Origin of the sequence: Solwaraspora sp. WMMD791, from assembly GCF_029581195.1 — a bacterium.
In the GTDB taxonomy this organism is placed as follows: Bacteria; Actinomycetota; Actinomycetes; order Mycobacteriales; family Micromonosporaceae; genus Micromonospora_E.
This window is the reverse complement of record NZ_CP120737.1, coordinates 6859724-6880353: the sequence shown is the minus strand read 5'-3', so window position 1 is coordinate 6880353 and position 20630 is coordinate 6859724. Positions and strand designations below refer to the sequence as shown.

Here is a 20630-nt window from a genome sequence, read left to right as displayed (position 1 = left end):
GTCACTCGCGCCGCCTTGTAGGGTACGACCATGTCGCAGATCCTCGACCTAGCCCGCGCCCAGGTTCTCGAGCGTGGCGTCGGCCTGGACGAAGCGGGTGTCCTGGCCGTGCTGCGGCTGCCCGACGAGCAGTTGCCGGCGCTGCTGCAACTCGCGCACGAGACGCGGATGCGGTGGTGCGGACCGGAGGTCGAGGTCGAGGGGATCGTCTCGCTCAAGACCGGCGGTTGCCCGGAGGACTGCCACTTCTGCTCCCAGTCGGGACTGTTCGCCTCCCCGGTGCGGGCGGTCTGGCTGGACATCCCCTCGCTGGTCGAGGCCGCGAAGCAGACGGCGGCGACCGGCGCGACCGAGTTCTGTATCGTGGCCGCCGTCCGGGGCCCGGACGCGCGTCTGATGAAGCAGCTCCGCGACGGTGTCGCGGCGATCCGGGCCGAAGTGGACATCCAGGTCGCGGCGTCGGTGGGGATGCTGACCCAGGAGCAGGTCGACGAGCTGGTCGAGATGGGTGTGCACCGGTACAACCACAACCTGGAGACCTGCCGTTCCTACTTCCCGAACGTGGTGACGACGCACACCTTCGAGGAGCGCTGGGAGACGCTGCGGATGGTCCGCGACTCCGGCATGGAGGTGTGCTGCGGCGGCATCCTCGGCCTGGGCGAGACCATCGAGCAGCGGGCCGAGTTCGCCGCGCAGCTGGCCGAGCTCGACCCGCACGAGGTGCCGCTGAACTTCCTGAACCCGAGACCGGGCACGCCACTGGGTGACCGTCCGGTGATCGACGCCAGGGACGCGCTGCGGGCGATCGCCGCGTTCCGGTTGGCGATGCCCCGCACGATCCTGCGGTACGCCGGTGGCCGGGAGATCACCCTTGGCGACCTGGGTACCCGCGACGGGCTGCTCGGCGGGATCAACGCGGTGATCGTCGGCAACTACCTGACCACGTTGGGTCGCCCAGCGACCGAGGACCTGGCGCTGCTTGCCGATCTGAAGATGCCGGTCAAGGCCCTGTCGGCGACGATCTGAGACCGACATGCAGGACGCGATCTGGTGTGACCGCTGCGGCACGCGGGCCGACACCGGCCGACACGACGACTGTGTCGCCGCCCGGGCCTGGGAGCCGCCGCGCTACTGTGCCCGGTGCCGCCGCCGGATGACGGTTCAGGTGCTGCCGGCCGGCTGGTCCGCACGCTGCGTCGAGCACGGCGTGGTCGGCCCGTCGACGGTGTCCGCCGATGGCTGAGCCGGCCACGGAGGTGGTCGTCCGGGCGGCGACGGAGGCGGACTGGCCGGGTATCTGGCGATGCCTGGCCCCGGTCGTGGCCGCCGGTGAGACCCTCACGGTGGATCCGGGCGCTTCGGAGGAGGCGGTCCGGCGGTACTGGATGTCCCTGCCACCCCGGGGCCGCCTGGTGGTGGCGGTCGATCCGACCGGCGTGGTGCTGGGCTCCGCGCGCAGTCAGCCGAACCAGGGTGGCGCCGGCGACCACGTGGCGAACGCGTCGTTCGTGGTCGGCCCGACCGCGGCCGGGCGGGGTGTCGGCCGGAGACTCGGTACGTACATGGTGGAGTTGGCCCGGTCGGACGGCTACCGGGCGATGCAGTTCAACGCGGTGGTGGAGACGAACGTACGGGCGGTGGCGCTGTGGCGCTCGCTCGGGTTCGACGTCCTGGCCACGGTGCCGGAGGCGTTCCGACACCCACGACACGGGTACGTCGGCCTGCACGTGATGCACCGGCGATTGTGAACCCGGACAGACCATCACCACGTCGGCACCGTCCTATCGCATTTCTGACACGAAGAGTTATCGAACGATAATCCTGCGTAAGCCTGCTCCTCGGCGGTCCCCGCCCGACCGCCGGATCCGGAGGAGGAGACGTGACACGTGACAGCTGACTCAGGCCCGACCCGCACCCGCACCGGCACCGGCACATCTGACGGCAGGGCCCGCCCGCTGGGCCGGGTCGGCACCGCCGTACTCGTCATGGCGTTGCTCGCCGCAGCCGGCCTGGCCGGAGCCGCCCCGGCGGTGGCCACACCGGCCGTAGGGGTGAGCGCCCCCGCCGCCCGCGACACCGGCAAGGCCACCGCCGAGGCGATGATCCAGGCGTACCTGACCACCTACCCGGGGATGACCGCCGACACCGCCGCGACCGCCGTCGCCGCCCAGGCCCGGGGCGACCTGCTCAAAGCCGACCTCGTCGCCCGGTCGGCCACCTTCGGCGGGGCCTGGTTCGATCCGCACGCGGCGACCTACCGGGTCGCGGTCACCAGCCCGACCGCCGCGGCCGAGATCACCGCCGTCGGCCGCCGACTCGGGATACCGGTACGCACCCATCAGGTCACCCGCACCTATGCCGAGCTGGAACGGCAGGCCGAGGCGCTGCGTACCGGCCGGGACCCGCTCGGCGCGGCCGCCGCCGGTCTGGTCGGCATCGACGTGGTGGACAACAGCGTCGTGGTCGCCGTCGCGCGACAGCGACAGGCCGCGCTCGCCGGGCGCGCTCCCGCCGGTGTACGGGTGGTCGCCGCCGACACCCACGCCGTCGACCTCGACGCGTGCGTCTCCCGGGCCGACTGCACCGACAGCCTGCGCTCCGGTCTGGTGATCCGCCGACCGGGGGCGACCTGTTCCGCCGGTTTCACCGCCCGCGGCAGCACCGGCATCCGCTGGCTGCTGACGTCCGGCCACTGCGCCGGGCTCGACGCCGCCTGGTCCACCGGCACCACCACCCCCGCCGTCGTCGGCACGATGACCGACGCGATCGACTCCGGCCGGGTCGACGCCGGCGCCATCCAGGTCACCGACGCCGGCTACCACGTCGACACCGTCGGACGGATCTACCTGCACGGCGTGCCCGGCCGTTCGGCGCCGGTCGACGGCGCGGCCGCGACCATGGGCTTCATCCTGCAGGGTGAGACGGTCTGCCTGGCCGCCCGGGTCACCGAACCCGCCAGCCCGGGCAACCCGTGCGGCACCATCACCTTGGTCAGCGACCCTCAGCGGCGCGGCATGGTCCGGGTCGACGGGTACGACGCCTGCCCGGGCGACAGCGGCGGCGGCTGGTACTGGCTCAGCTCCAGCGGCACCCGCTGGGCGTACGGCCTGCACAGCCGGAGCGCCAGCGGCTGCAACTCGGCCCCGCACACCTCGTGGTTCAGCCCACTGCCGTCGTTCTGGAGCGGCCTGACCTACGAACGAGGTTGACCTCCGAACGAGGTTGACCTCGGACGGGGTCGACCGGCGGACGGGGTCGACCCCGACGGCGGGTCGGTCAACCGCACCACTGCGGCGGCGTCGCGCCGACCGTCCGGGCGGCCGGTACGGCGCCGCCGCAGAGTCGCCGCGCGACCCGCTCCGCGTCGAGATCCCACACCTGGGCGGTGGCGTCCAGCGAACCACTGACCAGGTGACCGTCCCGAGTGAAGCCGATCTCGTTGACGTCGTTGACGTGCCCGACGAGCACCGCGACCGGCCGCCCGGTGTCGGCGGCCCAGAGCCGCAGCAGATCGTCGCTGTAGGCGGTGGTGACCAGCAGGTCGCCGTCCGGGCTGAAGGCGACCCCGGACAGCCCGGAGGTCGGCGTCTGGATCACCCGTACCAGTTGCAGTCCGGCCGCCGCCCGCAGCTCGACCTGGCCGTTGCTGCGGGCCACCGCGACCAGGTCGCCGACGCGGGTCACCGCGAGGCCGGTGAGCTGCCGGTCGGCGATCGCCACCCGGTCCGCCGGCGACAGATCCGCGGCCCGCCAGGACCGTAGCTGGGTGCCGGTCGTCAGGTCGGCGCCGGAAGCGGCGGCGAAGTCGACCGCCGCCAGCAGCGCGGCACCGTCTGCGGTGAACCGCAGTACGGAGACCTCGCCGCCGGTCGGAAGATAGGTCGGCGCCCCGGCATCGTCGAGTCGCCAGACGAGGACACCGTCACGCTCCCGGCCCGTGTCGTCGGGGTCCTCGGGCTCGTCGACGGCGACCGCGAGCAACCGCCCGTCGGGCGAGTACGCCGGGCTGTGGACCCGCGCACCGGCGGCCAGCGGTACGGACAACTCCGGCAACGAGGTACCGGCGGCGGTGTAGCGGTACACGGTCCCGCCCGCCGTACTGACCGCGATCGTGCCGTCGGAGGCGATCGCGAGCCCGTTGACCCCGGCCGGCGCGCCGATCGTGCGCTGGACGGTCCGGGTGGCCAGGTCCCACGACCGCACCGCACCGTCGCCGGCGGCGGTCACGATCCGGTCCGCCGACGGATCCACCACGAGGTACTGCACCGCCTCCGGGTGCGGCAGCACCGGACCGCCGCGACGGAACAGCACCGTCGGCGCGTCCTGCCCGGTGACCGCCACCGTCCGGCCGTCGGCGGACACGGCCAGGTCGGAGATCACCCGGCCGGCGTAGCCGCTGTATCCCGTCGCCACCAGCTGGGTGGACAGTGCCCACGTGTCGATCCGACCGGCCTGCCACCCACCAGGCGTCAGCAGGATCCCGTCCGGCGTGACCGCGATCGGGATCGGTGCCCGGTCCGGCGCCGTCGACAACTCGACCTGCTGCCCGTCGAGCGTCCACACCTGCAGCCCGCCGTCGACGGTACCGAGCACCAGCGCGTCGTCCGGTGCGAAGGCCACGTGGAAGGCAGCCGGCAGGTCGCGCAGCCGGGTCCGGTCGGCCAGCCGCCACACCTGGGTACGGTCGTCGGTCGGGTCCGCGACCGCCAGCAGTTGTCCGTCGGCGCTCAACGCCAGTTCGTAGCCGAACGTGCCGGTCGGCAACGACCATCGCAGAGCACCGGTCTCCGCCGACCATCCGGCCACCTGCACCTGCGGGGAAAGTGCCGGGTCGGACCGGCTGGCGATCACGGTGGATCCGTCCGGCGACCAGGCGACCGCGCCGAACGCTGGTACGGTCCGCAGCAGTTCCCCGGTCGAGGTGTCCCAGATCCGCACGCCTTCGGTCAGGTGCAGCGCACCGGTGACGAGCCGCCGGCCGTCCGGCGCGAAGGCCAGTGACATGACGGTGGCGCCACGCGGATCGCGCAGCTCGATGTCGCGCTGACGCAGGGTCGCGACGTCCCAGAGGTGGGTCCGACCGTCCGGCTGGCCGACCGCGACCGTGCTGCCGTCCGGACTGACCGCGGTCGCCGAGCCGCCGACACCGGTGCCGAGGGTGCCGATCGTGCGTACCGCCTGCGCGGAGATCAACGCACCGTACGCCTCCGTCGTCGGTGCCTGCTGCCAGGCATCGAGGGACTTGCGTACGGCGAGCAGGTCGTCGTCGGCCGTCAGCGCGGTGAGCGCCTCGGCGGCGTACTGCCGGGAGGTCGCCTGCCGGCGCTGCTGCTCGGCGGCCTGCTGCTGGCCGACGGCGACGACCCCACCGACGACGGCGAGCAGCAGCGCCGCCGCCAGACCGACGACCAGCCGCCGCAGCCGACGGACGGCGCGCTGGCGGGCCACCTCGGCGGCGTGCGCCGCGGCCACGCTGGCGTCGAGGTATGCGGTCTCCACCGGGGTGAGTCCGGCGAGGTCCGCCCGGTCCCGGACCGTCGCCAGCCGCGCGCCCCGCAGCAGCTGGTCGGGATCCCGCCCGCCGGCGTGCCAGTCCTCGGCCGCAGCGGCCAACCGCTGCCGCAGCAGCAGCTGGTCCCGGTCCTCGGCCAGCCAGCCGACCAGCCGTGGCCAGTTGTCCAGCAGGGCCTCGTGACTGATCTGCACCGAGTCGGCGGTGACCGTGACCAGCCGCCCCTGGACCAGCCGGGTCAGCAACTCGGGATCGAACAGCTGCCGGTCGCCCCGACGACGCACCACCACCGCCGAGTCGGTGACGGTGACCAGCCGCAGCAGCGCCGCTCGCAGCCGGTCCCGGCCGGCCACGTCGAGGTCGAGGTAGATCCGCTCGGCGGTCTCGGCGACCGCCCGGTGGATGCCGCCGGTGGCCCGGTAGCCGGCGACGGTCAACCGCCGGCCGTCGCGCCGCGACCAGGTGGCCCGCAACGCGTGACCGAGCAGCGGCAACGCGCCGGGGTCGTACCCGGTCGGGGTGCGCGCCCCCAGGTCGGCCAGCAGCAGTTCGACCAGGCCCGACTCGATCTCCAGCCCGGCCCGGGTCGCGGGTGCGACGACGGCCCGGCGCAACTGGTCGGCGTCGAGCCGGCCGAGCACCTGGTGCCCGGCGGCGAGGGCACCGGCCAGCGCCGGCAACTCGGCGCAGTCCGGGTAGAAGTCGGCCCGGACCGCGATCAGCACGACTGCGGGCGCGGCGTTGGCCAGCGCGGTGCCGAAGGCCAGCCGCCCGGAGACGTCGGCGCACTGGGTGAACAGTTCCTCGAACTGGTCGACCACGATGACCGGCCGGACCCCGGTCTCCGCCGGCAGGCAGACGCTGCCGAACGACTCCGGCGCGGCGCGGACCGCCGCCTGTGCCGCCGCGACGTCCGCGGCCGGCCGGCCGACCGCGACGAGGGTCCGGGCGACGAGTTCGTCCAGCGGCTGCGCGCCGGGTGTCAGCAGCAGCCACGGCCACTGCCGCGCGTCGCCGAGTGCGCCGACGGCGACGGCCGGCAGCACGCCGGCGCGCAGCAGCGACGACTTGCCGACGCCGGACACGCCGGTGAGCACCAGCGGCGGCCCGCCCATCGCCTGCTCGGCCAGCCGGCCGAGGATCTCGGCCACCTGCTCCTCGCGGCCGTGGAACCACGGCGCGTCCTCGGGCTCGAAGGCCGCCAGGCCCGGATAGGGACACGCCAGGCCGGCGCCGCCCGCGTCGTGGGTCGCAGCGCCGTCGACGTCGTCGGCCCGGCCGGCTGCCGCATCGCGTGCGGCTGCGGTGTCGGGTGTGGTGGCGGGTGTGGTGTCGGCTGGTCGGTCAGGGCGTCCGACCTGGCTGGTCAGCTGGGTGATGGTGATCAGCTGCCGCCGGACCCGTTCCATCTCGACGCGCTGCTCATGACTGCGCTGCGCCAGCTCCCACCGCAGCGCGCCGAGGCTGCGACGGACGTCGGTGACCATCCACTGCAGCGCGCCGACGTCGGTGCCGAGCGCGTGGAAGGCGGCGGCGAGCTCGTCGCGTACCGACGCGTCGGTCTCGGCCGCCGCGGCGAGCGCCACCTCGACCGCGTCGACCGCCTGCAGCAGGCGGCCGATCTCGGCACCGAGCGCTGCGGACCTGCCGTCATCGTCGTCGGCGGTGAGCCGGGCGAGCAGCTCCTGCCCGAGCGCTTCGCGCAGGAGCTGCTCGTCGCGCGACCGCCCGCCGGCCCGCCGGGCGGTCTCACCGAGCACATCGGCCAGGTATCCGCCGCCGACCTGGCCAAGCTGGTCGAGGGTGGCACCGAGCAGACCGCCGACCCCGAAACCGCTGGCCGCGATCGGGGCCAGGGCGGATCCGGCGAGGAAAGCGAGGACGCCGTACGGAGTGGCACCGCGAAGCCCCTGCCCGGCGCGGCGGGCACCGGCGCGGACCCAGTCGCGTACCCCCCGGCGGGCCTGCTCGGCGGCATCGCCCGCTTCCTGGTCCGGCATGGCCCTCCTCACCTCGACGGGACGTCTACCTGTGCACAGTAGACCCCGGTGGCGAGCCGGGCGGCCCGCTCGGCCATAACACGCGACCGATATCCACGATGATGGGTATTCAAATGAATACGTACAGCGACAAGATGGAGGGTGACCGTGCCCGCCGAGGGCCGGACGACCCGCCGAAGGGATGTCCCGTGACAGTCTCCGCGATCCGGAAAGTGCTCACCACCGGCCTGCTCGCCCTGCTGGTGGCGGTCGGGCAGCCGACCCCGGCACTGGCCGCCGGCCCGCTCGGCGAGATCCGCCGGGCCGGCGGCGCCACCGCCGTGCCGGACAGCTACGTCGTCGTTCTGCGCGCCGACCCCACCGCCGACCCCGCGACGACCGCCCACCGACTCACCGCTCGCTACGGCGGCACCGTGCACCACGTCCTACATGCCGCGCTGACCGGGTTCACCGTCTCGATGTCCGCTCGGGCGGCCCGCCGCCTCGCCGCCGATCCGGCGGTCGCCCACGTCGAGCAGGACCACGTCGTCACCCCGCTGAACGCTGGCGTACAGCTGAATCCGCCGTCCTGGGGTCTGGACCGCATCGACCAGCGCTACCTGCCGCTGGACGGTCGGTACGCCTACCCGTCGACCGCGCCGAACGTGCGGGCCTACGTGATCGACACCGGGGTACGACAGTCCCACACCGACTTCGGCGGCCGGGTGGCCCCCGGGTTCGACGTGATCGACGGTGGACCCGCCGACGACTGCAACGGCCACGGCACACACGTCGCCGGCATCATCGGCGGCCGGGCACACGGGGTGGCCAAGGCCGTCCAACTGGTGCCGGTACGGGTGCTCAGCTGCACCGGGTCGGGCACCACCGCCGGGGTCATCACCGGAATCGACTGGGTCACCGCCAACGCGGTCCGGCCGGCGGTCGCCAGCCTCGCCCTCGGTGGCGGGGCGAGTACGGCGCTGGACACCGCCGTGACCGCCTCGATCCGTTCCGGGATCAGCTACGCGGTGCCCGGCGGCAGCTCCGCCACCAGCGCCTGCAACACCTCCCCCGCCCGGGTGCCCGCCGCGCTCACCGTCGCCGGCACCACGATCACCGACGCCCGGATGAGCTCGGCGAGCTACGGGTCGTGCATCGACCTGTTCGCCCCCGGGGCGGGCATCACGTCGACCTGGCACACGACCGACACCGCCACGGTGACGATCAGCGGCAGCTCGATGGCGTCGGCGCACGTCGCCGGCTGTGCCGCGCTGGTGCTGGCAACCAACCCGACGTGGAGCCCGGCCCAGGTCGCCGACCGGCTGGTGTCGACGGCGACCACCGGTGTGGTCACCAACCCCGGTGCCGGCACCCCCAACCGACTCGTCCACTGCATCGGCTGAGGCCGACTCAGACCCGGTCCGGCAAGCCGGCTCAGACCCGGTCCAGAGGAAGGAAACGGATGTCCACTACCGTCACCGTCAGCCACAACACACCCGCGGTAGGTCGGCTGCTCGCCGCAGCACTCACCCTGCTGGGCGTCACCGCGACGATCCTGGTCATCGCCGCCGTACCGGCGCGGGCGGCGACCACCGCCGGCATCGACGTCTCACACTGGCAGGGCTCGATCAACTGGACCAGTGTGCGCAACAGCGGAATCGAGTTCGCCTACATCAAGGCCACCGAGGGCACCAGCTACAAGGATCCCCGGTTCAACACCAACTACGTGGCGGCGTACAACGCCGGGGTGATCCGGGGCGCATACCACTTCGCGCTTCCGGACCGCTCCTCCGGCGCGGTCCAGGCCAACTATCTGGCCAGCAACGGTGGTGCGTGGTCGGCGGACAGCCGCACGCTGCCGGCGGCGCTCGACATCGAGCACAACCCGTACGGCGCGATGTGCTACGGGCTCAGCCAGTCGGCGATGCGCAGCTGGATCAACGACTTCCTGGCCACCTACCGGTCGCGGACCGGCCGGTACGCGGTCATCTACACCACCACCAGCTGGTGGACCAGCTGCACCGGCAACTGGACCGGGCCGTGGAGCAACCATCCGTTGTGGATCGCCCGGTGGTCGTCGAGCCCGGGAACGCTGCCGGCCGGCGCGCCGTACTGGTCGTTCTGGCAGTACACCGCGAGCGGCAGCGTCGCCGGTGTCGCCGGGGCGGTCGACCGCAACCACTGGAACGGTACGCGGGCCCGGCTGGTCGCCCTGGCCAACAACACCTGAGCCGCGACCGGTGGACCCACTGGCGGACAGCGCCGGCCAGCGCCGGTCGGCGGTCACAACGGTGGGTCCACCGGCACCGGGTTGCGCCGACCGCGCAGCGCCAGGTCGAACACGACGATCGTCAGCAGCACCACGTTGACGCAGCCGGCGACCCACACCGGCGGCAGGTGTGACAGCGCCGGGGCGAGCAGCACCAGCGCCCCGGTACCGGCCAGCAGCGGCCAGCCGAACCGGCCGAAGACCTCGTACTCGAACCGGCTGCGGCCGATCAGGAAGACCACCGCTCCCCCGACGATCACGATCGACCAGCTGATCGGGATGGTGCCGGTCGGCTGGTCGATGACCAGCTTCGCGCTGGTGGCGGTCGCCACCACACCGGCGATCATCAGCAGGTGGGTGTACGGTGCCGCCCGGGTGAACTGACCTGGGGTACGGGCGGCTTCGATGGCGTTGGTCAGTTGGGCCCCGGCGCAGTGCACGTAGATCCGGAACAGGATCGCGGCGCTGGCGAACGCCACGACGAACCCGACGGTCCGGCCGGGCGTGACGGCACCGCGGCTGAACGCCAGGCCGGCCACCAGGATGATGTCGCCGAGGGCGATGATGAAGAACTGGTGGTACCGCTCCGCCAGGTGCTCGGCCGTCGGGTTGAACTGGCGGGCGGGGATCGATTGACGGCCAGGCACCGGGTAGCCGGCGGCGAACACGGCGTACTCGATCGCCAACGCGACCGCCCAGAGCAGCAACTGCGCGGTGCCGCCGAGGACGGCGCCGAGCAGCCACGGCAACGCGGAGACACCGAACCAGGCCCAGATCCGCAGCGCCCGCTGGCGGGCCATCTGCTCGTGCAGCAACAGGAAGAAGAACAGACCTCGACCCAGGTGGATGGCCACGTACGCGCCGGCGAACAGCAGGGCACGGTCGCCGAAGGCCGCCGGCAGCGCGGCCGCCATCAGCAACGCGCCGAACATGACGCCGACCGTCACGGCCTTGATCGCGACGCTGTCCGGGTTGTAGAGGTCGGTGACCAAAGTGGTGATCACCCGCACCCACCAGATCGCCAGCAGCAGGATCGCCGATTCCATGGCGCCGACCGGGGTCATTCGGTTCACCAGGGTTTCCGACAGCAGCGCGAGGGCCACGACGAAGACCAGGTCGAAGAAGAGCTCCAAGAACGTGGCCCGGCGCGGCGCCTGCTCACCGCGGAGCAGTCCGAGCCGGTTGTCGGCGGTCACGACGGCTCCGCCGAAGACGGCCGTCGGCTCCGCTGGTCAAGGACAGGAAAGACCGACATATCGGTCTTATCGTACGGCTTCCCGGCCGGTCGGCGCTGACGATCGCCACCGCCGACCGGCCGGGCCGGTCGTCAGACCGTGGTGCAGACCTGCCCGTTGAGACTGAACGATGTCGGTCGCGGGTTGCTGCCCGGATGGGTGCCGTTGAACCCGATGCTGGTGCTCGCGCCGGGGGCGAGGGCACCGTTCCAGGACGCGTTCGTCGCGGTCACCTGGTTGCCGCTCTGCGACCAGGTGGCGGACCAGCCCTGGGTGATCAGCTGACCGCCGGGGAAGGCGAACCGCAGCGTCCACCCGCTGATCGGGGAACCGCCCATGTTGGTGATCGTCACCGTGCCGGTGAACCCGGTGGACCAGTCGTTGGTGCTGTAGGCCACCCGGCAGCCCAGCACCGGCAACGTCCCGGTCGGTGACGGGGTCGGCGACACCGACGGGCTCACCGACGGCGACGGGCTCACCGACGGACTCACCGATGGCGACGGCGTGGGCGACACCGACGGGCTCGGCGAGACCGACGGGGTCGGCGACGGCGTCGGTCCGTCCGGCTCCTGCCCCCAGATCAGCAGGCCACCGTCGTAGAGCGGCACCGACCGGTTCGGCCCGGCCGCCGCCTGGTACGACGGATCGTTGGCCGGATTCCAGGTGCCGCCCTCGGCGACCCCGATCTTCAACTGCACCTCCATCCGGTGCGCCGACTGACCAGCCGGAGCGATGGTGTGACCGGTGCAGTCGACCTCGACGAACCACAGGTCACCGGAGTGCTGCCGGGCCTCGGTCGGTTTCGGGCACCCCTGGCTGTACGGGCTGCTCACCTGGAGCGCCCCGGAGCCGTCCCGGACGAAGTAGTACCGGAAGGTGGCCCGGGTCAACGCCCGCGCCGGAAATGCCGACTTGTTGTAGATGATCACCTTGACACCGGTCGACCGGGTCTCGTTCTGCATGATCGTCGTCTCGACCGACATCTCGTCGATGTCCGGTGCCTGCGGTTGCGGGAAGTTGGCCAGCGGGGTGCCGCCGTACTCGATGTGCAGCCGGGCCAGGGCGGAGGTGAAGCCGGCGTTGTAGTCGGTGGCGACCTCGTTCATCACGTAGTCGTCACGACGGTCGGTGTACGCGTCGTCGGGCGCCGACGGACCGCCGACCAGCGCGCCGTACAGCACGTGCCGGGTCTGCTCCGGCACCTGCATGCTGTCCCACCAGGAGCCGTGCGCGGTGCGGTGGTGCGGGTTGCGCGGCGAGTTCGCCCCGAAGCCGATGACGTAGCTGGAGTTGCGCGGGTTGTCGCCGAGCGCGTAGTCGATCTGCCGGACGGCGAAGTCGTGGTATCGGGTCCGGCGGGTGGCGTCCGTGGTGTTGTCGCTGTAGACCAGCGCGGCGAACGCGGTGTTCGCGGCGTAGCGCAGCGCCCCCCAGGTGTCCAGCACGGCCATGCCACCGGGCGAGGTACGGACCTTCTCGCCGTTGACCCCGACGGTCCAGTAGTCCAGCCAGCGATTGGCGTCGTCGACGTACTTCTGCTTGCCGGTCAGGTTCGCCAACAGCACGTACGCGCCGAACTGCTTGTTGTCCCAGGCCAGGGTCCACTTGTAGGCGCGAGTGGTGGTCTGCGGTTCGGTGCCGAGGTTGTCGTACTCGGCCTCGGCCTTGGCCAGGTAGGCCGCCTCCCCGGTGGCTCGGTGCAGCCAGATCGCGCCCCAGACCAGTTCATCCTGGTAGCCGCTCCAGGATCGGTAGAAGCTGGTCGCGTCGGTGATGCACTCGTGGTACGCCCGGCGCACGGTGTCGGCGAAGGTGTAGAGCTGCCGGGCGTGGCGGACCAGCGTGTCGGCGTACGCCGGATCGGTCGGCCGGAACACCATCGACGACGCGGCCATCGCGGCCGCCGTCTCGGCGGCCAGGTCCGAGCCGCCACAGCTGGCGTCGATCTTGTACGCCGGCCGCGCCATCGGCATCACCTCTGCCGGACCCCACCATTTGTGGTCGTCGTCGCCCTTGCCGACCTGCCCGTAGAGCACGTTGGGCGACGGGTGGGCCTTGATGAAGTAGTCGTTGACGAACCGCAGGTTGTCGAGCAGGTGCGGCAGCTGCCCGGAGGCGCTGTAGCCGGCCCGGTACTCGACCGCGCCCCAGGCGAGCATCGTGGTGGTGAAGGCCATCGGAAAGCCGAACTTGACATGGTCTCCGGCGTCGTACCAGCCACCGGTCAGGTCCAGACCGACGTCGGCGCCGTCGGTCAGTGCCGAATCGCCGCGCCAGGAGACGCGGTTCCACTGCGGCAGCGGGCCGGACTGCTGCGCCTCGTAGAACAGCAGTGACTTCTGCAGGGCCTCGCCGTAGTTGAACGGCCCGGCGGCGGCCGCGCCGGAGCGCGGCGCCGTCACGAGCACCGCGACCGCGGCGAGCAGGACGGCCAAGCCGGCGGCGGCCAGCCGGCGCTGCCGTCGGGTCCGACCAGTGACGACGCTGGCAGGTCTATTGCTTTCGCGCATTACACTCGCTCCTGTCCGTGGAGCCGCGCGCGACATCGCGTCGTGGAGGGACACCGAGCGGCGGATGTGGGCGCATCCGCCCCTCGCCTCACGCGCTGATCGCACCATCGCGGCGGAGGCTACGGCCGGCCGTACGGTGACCGGGCAGAGCCGATCACCACTGGCAGGTCCGAAGTCGGGAGACACCAGGGGCCTGGGAGCGCTCCCATCGATGGGTGGCGATCGCCCGGCGTACCGATGATTTAACCGCCTCGCCCCGCGTTTGTGAAGGCCCCACCCTCCGGAGAACCGCGTCGGACACGTTTGGAGGCGGGGTCTCCTCCTGCCGTCCTACAGGAGGAGACCCCGCGTGCCACCGGCGACCCAGTCGTCCGACGTACCGGCCCCGCACCAGGACCGGGACGTCGGGGCAACCGCCTAGGTCGTGGCGGCGGGAGTCGGTGCCGCGACGTCGACCGGCCGATCGACCAACGGCACCGTTACGCTCATCAGTTCCCCGTCCTGTTCGACCGGCCCGGGACGCTGCAGCCGGGCCAGCGTCCGGAGCATGCCGAGATCGCTGGCGGCGACGTGCGCCACCAGCGCCACCTGGCCGGCGCGGCCGGCGGCCGCAGCGAGCCGACGCAGCAGCGCGGTACCGACTCCGCGCCGCCGCCAGGTCGGCTCCACCAGCAGCGACACCTCGCCGAGCGCACCCTCGACGACCAGCTGACCGACGCCGACGATCTGATCGCCGGCCGCGCTGGCCTCGACAGCGACCAGCAGCAGACCACGGGGCTGCTCCAACATCCGCTGCAGCCGGGCGGTGACCGTCGCGCTCGGGCGACCGGGCAGCCCCGGCGTACCGCCGGAGACCGGACAGCGGGAGATCATCGCCCGCAGGGCGGGCAGATCGTCGGTTACGGCGGACCGCACGGTCAGCTCGGTGCCGTCGGCCAGCATCAGGTTGACCTGGTCACCGGTCCGACGGTTGACCGCCGCCGCCAGCTCCACCAGTGCCTGGGCCCGAGCGAACTCGGCCGGGGTGAAGCTGGGCTCCCGGCGCACGACGTCGTAGCAGCCGCCGGCCGGATCGGGCAGGCGCATGGTGTCGGACATTCGGGCGGCCGGCTCCGGTACCGGGGCCGGACGCCAGGTCACCGCACTGGCACCCAGCAACGCCCGCAGTACGTCACCGAGCGCCTCCGGATCCCGGACCAGTCGGTTGGCCAGCGCCAGCGACCGGGTCGGCTGATCGGCCAGGCCACGGGCCTCGGCCCGGGCGACCCACGGGTCGCGACCCCGACCCCGCTCCACTGCGGCGACCAGATCCGCCTCGGTCAGCGTCTCCGGGGCGTCGACCAGGAAGTCGTCGACCGCTCCCGCCTCGGTGGTGTGCACCTGGACGGCGAGGATGTTCACCGCACGCAACGCCAGGCTGGCGGTGAGCACGGCCAGGTAACCCGGCCGGTCGTCCACCGTCGCTCGAATCCGCCACAGCGCCATCGGCTGCTCCCTTCCCGCATGGTGCCCGGTGCCCGCTGACCTCAGCGCCGCACTGCGCCCACATCCCAGCTTGCCGCGATGCTGTTTCCCTCAGGTTGCCCGGCGATGACTTCTCGCAGTGGCTGGCCGCGACCGGCCCCGGTCAGCGCCGGACCACGACCGGGTCGGCGCCGACCAGGTCCAGCCGGTCGCCGAGGATCACCGTGGCGGCCCGCACCAGCTGCGCGATCCGGTCCACCTCGGTGATGTGGAAGGCGGCCGCCGGCAGCCCGTCGCCGTCGGACCGGGCGACGATCAGGACCAGGCCCGCGCGACCGAACGGCACCGAGGCGTAACGGACCCCGTCGGGGCCGTCCATCGGGCGTGCGCGCAGCGGAGTGACCTCGGGCAGCCGCAGCGGCACCGGGGCACGCCAACTGGCGTACGCCACCGCCGGCGCGCCTGCGGACGGTGGCTCGTCGACCGGCACGCTCAGCCCGGCGACGAAGCCCTCGCCCGAGCGGCCCGGCCCGTCCGGACCGGCCAAGTCGTACGAGGTCGACGTCGCGGGCGCGGGAGCACCGGACGACTGCCGGGCACCGCTGCGGATCGCCCAGTCCGCCGGCACCACGGCGGCGGCGGCCCAGTCGGCGGCGAGCAGACCGGGTACGGCGTCGACCAGGGTGGCCAGCCCGTCGACCGGGTTACCCGCCACCTGGGCCAGCAACTCGGCGTCCTGCCCACCGGTGACGGGCGTACCGATCGCGCGCCACACCCCGTCGACCTGGACGCCGGGAATGGCCGCCAGACCGGCGAGCAGCCGGTCGACCCGGGCCGCTCCGGGCCAGACGACGGTGAAGTCGTCCACCGCCCGGCCACCGAGCCGCTCCAGCACCGTCACCTGGACGATGTCGGCACCTGCGACACCGAGCGTGCGGGCCACCTGGCCGAGCGCACCGGGCCGGTCGGGCAGGGTCACGCGAACCCTCAGCAACATGTCAGTCCTCCCGTCGCGCAGGCCGGCCCTCCCCCGGTCGTCAACCAGCTTGCCCGATGACCATTTCATCCCTGTTGCGATGGCATGACCCGGGCGGAAATCACCCGTAGGAACACCTGCCGCCTACGCCGGAAGGGCGAAACAGTCAGGCCGATGCGCGCGGGACCAGATGGGTCTCCAACAGGACGTACGGGACCTGCAGCTCGTCCCGGCGGATCCGGCTCAGCAGCAGCCGCGCCATCTGCCGGCCCATCTCCTCCACCGGCTGGTACACGGTGGTCAACGGTGGATCCGACTGGCGCGCGATCGGGGCGTCCTCGAAGCCGACCACCGCCACGTCCTCGGGCACCCGGCGACCCGCCTCGCGCAGCGCCCGCAGGGCGCCGCAGGCCATCAGATCCGAAGCGACGAAGACGGCGTCCAGGTCGGGGTGGCGTTCGAGCAGTTGGCGCATTGCCGCGGTGCCGCTGCCCTCACTGAAGTCGCCGTAGGCGACCAGCGACGGCGCATCCGCCTGGCCGCTGTGCCGGATCGCCTCGTGGTAGCCGGCGAGCCTGGCCACGCCGACCCCCATGTCCTGCGGACCGGCGATGGTGGCGACCCGACGGCGGCCGGCGGCCAGCAGGTACTCGACGGCCAGTCGTGCGCCACCGGCGTTGTCGACGTCGACGAAATAGGCCGGGCGGGCGTCCGGATGCAGCATCCGGGCCGGTCGGCCGCCCAGCACGCTGGGCAGACCGCGCTGCTCCAGCAGGGTCGGCAACGGATCGGAGTCGTGCAGCGACAGCAGCAGCACCCCGTCGACGTGCTGATTGGTCAGATGGTGCTCGACGCGCTCCCGCTCGGCCGGCGACTGGGCCATCGCCAGCCACAGCTGCATCGGGGTGTCGAGCAGTCCGGAGCTGATCCCCCGGACGATTCCGGCGAAGAACGGCTCCCCGAAGACCCGTTCCTCGGACTCGGAGACCACCAAGGCCACCGAGTCGGTCCGTTGGGTGACCAGCGCCCGGGCGGCCCGGTTCGGCACGTACCCCAGCTCCGCGATCGCCTGTTGGACCGCTGCCCTGGCCTCGGGGCTGACCTGCGGGGACCCGTTGACGACACGGGACACCGTGCCTCGCCCGACCCCCGCCCGCGCGGCGACCGCATCGAGAGTGGGCCGCCCGAGTGACCGGGTGCGCTGGGTTGTCATCGTCTGTTCCTCCGACCCTGGGTCGACGGCGCCGGTCCCGGCGGGGACCGGCGCCGCGCGGCCCGTTATTGCTGGCTGACCACGCCTATTGTGCGGCCAGACCGTTACGTCGGATCACATCGGCGTACCACCTGGCGCTCGACTTGGGGATCCGAAGCTGGGTGTCGTAGTCGACGTGGATCATGCCGAAGCGCTTCGAATAGCCCCAGGCCCATTCGAAATTATCCATCAAAGACCACGCGAAGTAGCCCCGCACCGGCACCCCGGCCGAGATTGCTTCGTGACATGCCCGCAGGTGGGCGTCGAAATAGGCCAACCTGTCCGGATCATCGACTTTGTCGTTGACGACCTCGTCGACGTACGCCGAACCGTTCTCGGTGATGTAGATCGGCACCTCCGGGTACTCGGCGTGCACCCGGCGCAGCACCTCGACCAGACCGGGAGCGTCCACCTCCCAGCCCATGTCGGTCACCGGCAGCCCCCGGTCGACGAACCGCACCTGCTCGCTGCCCGGCCAGCAGGACGGCTCCGGCGCGGTCTCCGGCACCGGCGCGGCGACCACGTGGCGGGTGTAGTAGTTGATCCCGAGCACGTTCAACGGGGTCGAGATGACGTCGAGGTCGCCGTCACGCACGTGCGCCATGTCGGTCAGTGGCTGCAGATCCGCCACCACGTCGGCCGGGTACTCACCCCGCAGCACCGGGTCCAGGAAGATCCGGTTCGCCAGACCGTCGATGCGCCGGGCGGCGTCGGCGTCGGCCGCCGAGTCCGACTGCGGGGAGACCGCGTACAGGTTGAGCGTGACGCCGAACTCGTGGTCGGGCCGGGCCGCCCGCATGGCCTGTACGGCGAGTCCGTGCCCCAGCATCAGGTGGTGGGCGGCCCGCACCGACGCGGCACCGTCGGTGACGCCCGGCGCGTGCACCCCCGAGCCGTAGCCGAGGAACGCCGAGCACCACGGTTCGTTGAGGGTCGTCCAGTACCGCACCCGGTCGCCCAACGCGGCGTGCACCAACTCGGCGTAGTCGGCGAACCGTGCCGCGGTGTCCCGGGCCGGCCAACCACCCGCGTCCTCCAACGGCTGGGGCAGGTCCCAGTGGTACAGCGTGAGCCAGGGTTCGATGCCCTGGCCGAGCAGTTCGTCGACCAGTCGACGGTAGAAGTCCATTCCGGCCTGATTGGCCGCACCGGAACCGCCGGGCTGGACCCGGGGCCAGGACACCGAGAAGCGGTAGGACTTCAGCCCGAGTTCGGCCATCAGGCCGACATCGTCACGGTAGCGGTGGTAATGGTCGCAGGCCACGTCCCCACTGTCGCCGCCGAGCACCTTCCCCGGTGTGTGGCTGAACGTGTCCCAGATCGACGGAGTCCGCCCGTCGACGGTCGCCGCGCCCTCGATCTGGTACGCCGCGGTGGCGGCACCCCAGAGGAAACCCGGTGGGAACAGCAGCTGCCCGGAACTCTCCGGCAGCCCTGCGGCCTGCGGACCTACTGCTTTTGTCACGACTTGACGGCGCCTTCCATGATGCCGCCGATGATCTGGCGGCCGAAGATGATGAACACAATGAACAGCGGGAGCGTCGCGATCAGCGTGCCCGCGAAAATCTGGGAATTATCGGCGAAGTACGCCGAGTTCAGACTTCGCAGTGAGATCTGGACCGTCGGGTTGGTCGGATCGGCGAGGACGACGAACGGCCAGAAGAACTGGTTCCACTGCTCCATGAAGGTCAGCAGGCCGAGCACGGCCGCGGCGGGACGCAGCGCCGGCACGACCACCGACCAGAAGACGCGCCAGGTGGAACAGCCGTCCACCCGGGCGGCCTCGATCAACTCGTTGGGCACCGCCTGTTCGGCGTACTGGCGCATCATGAAGATGCCGAACCCACCGATGAGGAACGGCACGATGACCGACGGCATCCGGTTGAGCCAGCCGAGTTCGGACATCAGGATGTACAGCGGGAGCACGCCGAGCTGAATCGGGATCATCATCGACGCGAGCACGATCAGCAGCATGGCGCTCTTGCCCCGGAACCGCAGCTTGGCGAAGGCGAAGCCGGCGAGGGAGCCGAAGAAGACCGTGGCGATGGTGATCGTGCCCGACACCAGGACCGAGTTCATCAGGCCCTTGAGGATGTTGGCGTCCTGGTTGGCCAGCACCCGGCCGATGTTCTCACCGAGATTGCCGCCGGGCAGGAACGGCGGCGGCCAGGCGTTGGCCGCGTCGTTGGTCCGCGAGGCGATGACGATCATCCAGTAGAACGGGAAGAGTGACAGGATCACGCCCAGCACGAGCCCGATCCAGGTCAGCGGGCTGGCCTTGAACAGCCGCTCAGAGGTCGACGACGGGCCCTTGCCGCGTTTGGGCGTGCGCGCCACGGGTTGCAGGGTAGCGGTGCTCATCGTGCCTCACTTGTCCGAGCTGATTCGACGGGCCAGCAGATAGTTGACGAGCGACATGCCCGCGATCAGCAGGAACAGCAGCAGCGACACCGCGCCCGCGTAGCCCCACTGGAAGCGCTGGTTCATGACGTCGAGCAGGTACATCGTGATCGTCTGGAACTGCCCCTGGGACCCACCGGAGATACCGCCGGGTCCGCTGGTGAACAGCAAGGGCTCGGTGAACAGCTGCAGGCCGCCGATCGTCGAGATGATCAGGGTGAAGATGATGGTGGGACGCAGCTGCGGCACGGTGATCGACCAGAACTGCCGCATCCGGGACGCGCCGTCGAGCGCGGCGGCCTCGTACATGTCCTTGGGGATGGCCTGCATCCCGGCGAGGTAGATCAGCGCGTTGTAGCCGACCCACCGCCAGTCGACCATCGTGGAGATCGCGAACCAGGAGGCGAACTTGCTGGCCCGGAAGTCGATCGGATCGACGCCGAACACCGACAGCAGCCAGTTGACCAGGCCGAAGTCGCGAGCGTAGATCATCGAGAAGATCAGCGCGACGACTGCGGTCGAGGTGATGATCGGCATGGCGATGGCCATCCGGAAGAAGGTCTGTCCCTTGATCCGCCGGTTCAGCGCGTTGGCGAGCATCATCGCGATCACCAGCTGCGGAACGGTGGCCATCACGAACATGCCGAAAGTGTTGTAGACCGCGTTCCAGAACTGGGGGTCGTCGGTGATCAGCCGGACGAAGTTGTCCAGGCCGACGAAGCTGATCTCGGCGTTCAGCGGCGACCGGTCGGTCAGCGCGATCCAGACGGTGTAGACGATCGGGTAGACGCCGAAAATCGCGAAGATGACGAAGAACGGCAGGACGTACAGGTAGGGGGAGATTTTGAGGTCCAGGCGGGTGAGCGAGAGGCGTCGGGCCTTCTCGCCGCCGCCGGCCGGACCCGCCCGGTGACCGCGCGGCTGTGCCGGCGCGGGGGTGTCAAGCTCCAGGCTCATCGGGAAGTCCTTCGGTTCTACGGCGGCCGGCCGCCGTTGGCCAGGGGGTCCACGCGCCGCTGGCACCGCGACGCGG

The 20630-nt window shown here is 71.5% G+C and carries 15 protein-coding genes; 6 read left to right on the top strand and 9 right to left on the bottom strand.

Annotated elements, in window-relative coordinates; translation table 11 throughout:
* The first annotated feature begins 30 nt into the window (after positions 1–30).
* From bioB to O7623_RS31045, 4 genes are all read left to right on the top strand, one after another.
* Positions 31–1026 (top strand): biotin synthase BioB, encoded by a 996-nt coding sequence (bioB, locus tag O7623_RS31060; RefSeq protein ID WP_282226468.1) that lies wholly within the window; start codon positions 31–33, stop codon positions 1024–1026.
* A gap of 7 nt (positions 1027–1033) precedes the next feature.
* The gene (locus tag O7623_RS31055) at positions 1034–1243 is read left to right on the top strand and encodes a hypothetical protein (RefSeq protein WP_282226467.1); all 210 of its coding nucleotides are present in this window, start codon (positions 1034–1036) and stop codon (positions 1241–1243) included.
* The gene (locus O7623_RS31050) at positions 1236–1748 is read left to right on the top strand and encodes a GNAT family N-acetyltransferase (protein ID WP_282226466.1); all 513 of its coding nucleotides are present in this window, start codon (positions 1236–1238) and stop codon (positions 1746–1748) included. The genes O7623_RS31055 and O7623_RS31050 overlap by 8 nt, the downstream gene beginning before the upstream one ends.
* Before the next feature lie 138 nt (positions 1749–1886).
* Positions 1887–3209 carry a S1 family peptidase gene (locus tag O7623_RS31045; RefSeq protein WP_282226465.1) on the top strand — a complete coding sequence of 441 codons (1323 nt, stop codon included), beginning with the start codon at positions 1887–1889 and terminating at the stop codon, positions 3207–3209.
* A gap of 67 nt (positions 3210–3276) precedes the next feature.
* On the opposite strand, the gene O7623_RS31040 is transcribed toward O7623_RS31045, so the two are convergent.
* On the bottom strand, positions 3277–7512 hold the full coding sequence (locus tag O7623_RS31040) for a hypothetical protein (RefSeq protein ID WP_282226464.1): 4236 nt from the start codon (positions 7510–7512) through the stop codon (positions 3277–3279).
* 188 nt (positions 7513–7700) lie between these two features.
* Here O7623_RS31040 and O7623_RS31035 point away from each other — a divergent pair, with 188 nt between their 5' ends.
* Positions 7701–8894 carry a S8 family peptidase gene (locus tag O7623_RS31035; RefSeq protein WP_282226463.1) on the top strand — a complete coding sequence of 398 codons (1194 nt, stop codon included), beginning with the start codon at positions 7701–7703 and terminating at the stop codon, positions 8892–8894.
* A gap of 59 nt (positions 8895–8953) precedes the next feature.
* On the top strand, positions 8954–9721 hold the full coding sequence (locus tag O7623_RS31030) for a GH25 family lysozyme (RefSeq protein ID WP_282226462.1): 768 nt from the start codon (positions 8954–8956) through the stop codon (positions 9719–9721).
* A gap of 53 nt (positions 9722–9774) precedes the next feature.
* On the opposite strand, the gene O7623_RS31025 is transcribed toward O7623_RS31030, so the two are convergent.
* The 8 genes from O7623_RS31025 to O7623_RS30990 all read right to left on the bottom strand — a co-directional run bounded on the left by O7623_RS31025 (position 9775) and on the right by O7623_RS30990 (position 20554).
* Entirely contained in the window at positions 9775–10956 is a 1182-nt protein-coding gene (locus O7623_RS31025; protein ID WP_282226461.1) for a low temperature requirement protein A, read from the bottom strand.
* A gap of 131 nt (positions 10957–11087) precedes the next feature.
* Positions 11088–13505, bottom strand: a complete 2418-nt coding sequence (locus tag O7623_RS31020; RefSeq protein ID WP_282226460.1) for a glycoside hydrolase family 9 protein — start codon at positions 13503–13505, stop codon at positions 11088–11090.
* A 417-nt stretch (positions 13506–13922) separates the two neighbouring features.
* A complete protein-coding gene (locus tag O7623_RS31015; RefSeq protein WP_282226459.1) occupies positions 13923–14990 on the bottom strand; it encodes a GNAT family N-acetyltransferase in 1068 nt (355 codons plus the stop codon).
* A gap of 142 nt (positions 14991–15132) precedes the next feature.
* A complete protein-coding gene (locus O7623_RS31010) occupies positions 15133–15966 on the bottom strand; it encodes an amino acid-binding protein (protein ID WP_282226458.1) in 834 nt (277 codons plus the stop codon).
* A gap of 145 nt (positions 15967–16111) precedes the next feature.
* A complete protein-coding gene (locus O7623_RS31005) occupies positions 16112–17158 on the bottom strand; it encodes a LacI family DNA-binding transcriptional regulator (RefSeq protein ID WP_282226457.1) in 1047 nt (348 codons plus the stop codon).
* Positions 17159–17243: 85 nt separating this feature from the next.
* On the bottom strand, positions 17244–18662 hold the full coding sequence (locus O7623_RS31000) for a GH1 family beta-glucosidase (protein ID WP_282226456.1): 1419 nt from the start codon (positions 18660–18662) through the stop codon (positions 17244–17246).
* Entirely contained in the window at positions 18659–19558 is a 900-nt protein-coding gene (locus O7623_RS30995) for a carbohydrate ABC transporter permease (protein ID WP_282226455.1), read from the bottom strand. Before O7623_RS30995 ends, O7623_RS31000 begins: the two co-directional genes overlap by 4 nt.
* 6 nt (positions 19559–19564) lie before the next feature.
* Positions 19565–20554: a sugar ABC transporter permease gene (locus O7623_RS30990; protein WP_282226454.1), complete on the bottom strand. Its 990-nt coding sequence runs from the start codon at positions 20552–20554 to the stop codon at positions 19565–19567.
* Positions 20555–20630: the final 76 nt, after the last annotated feature.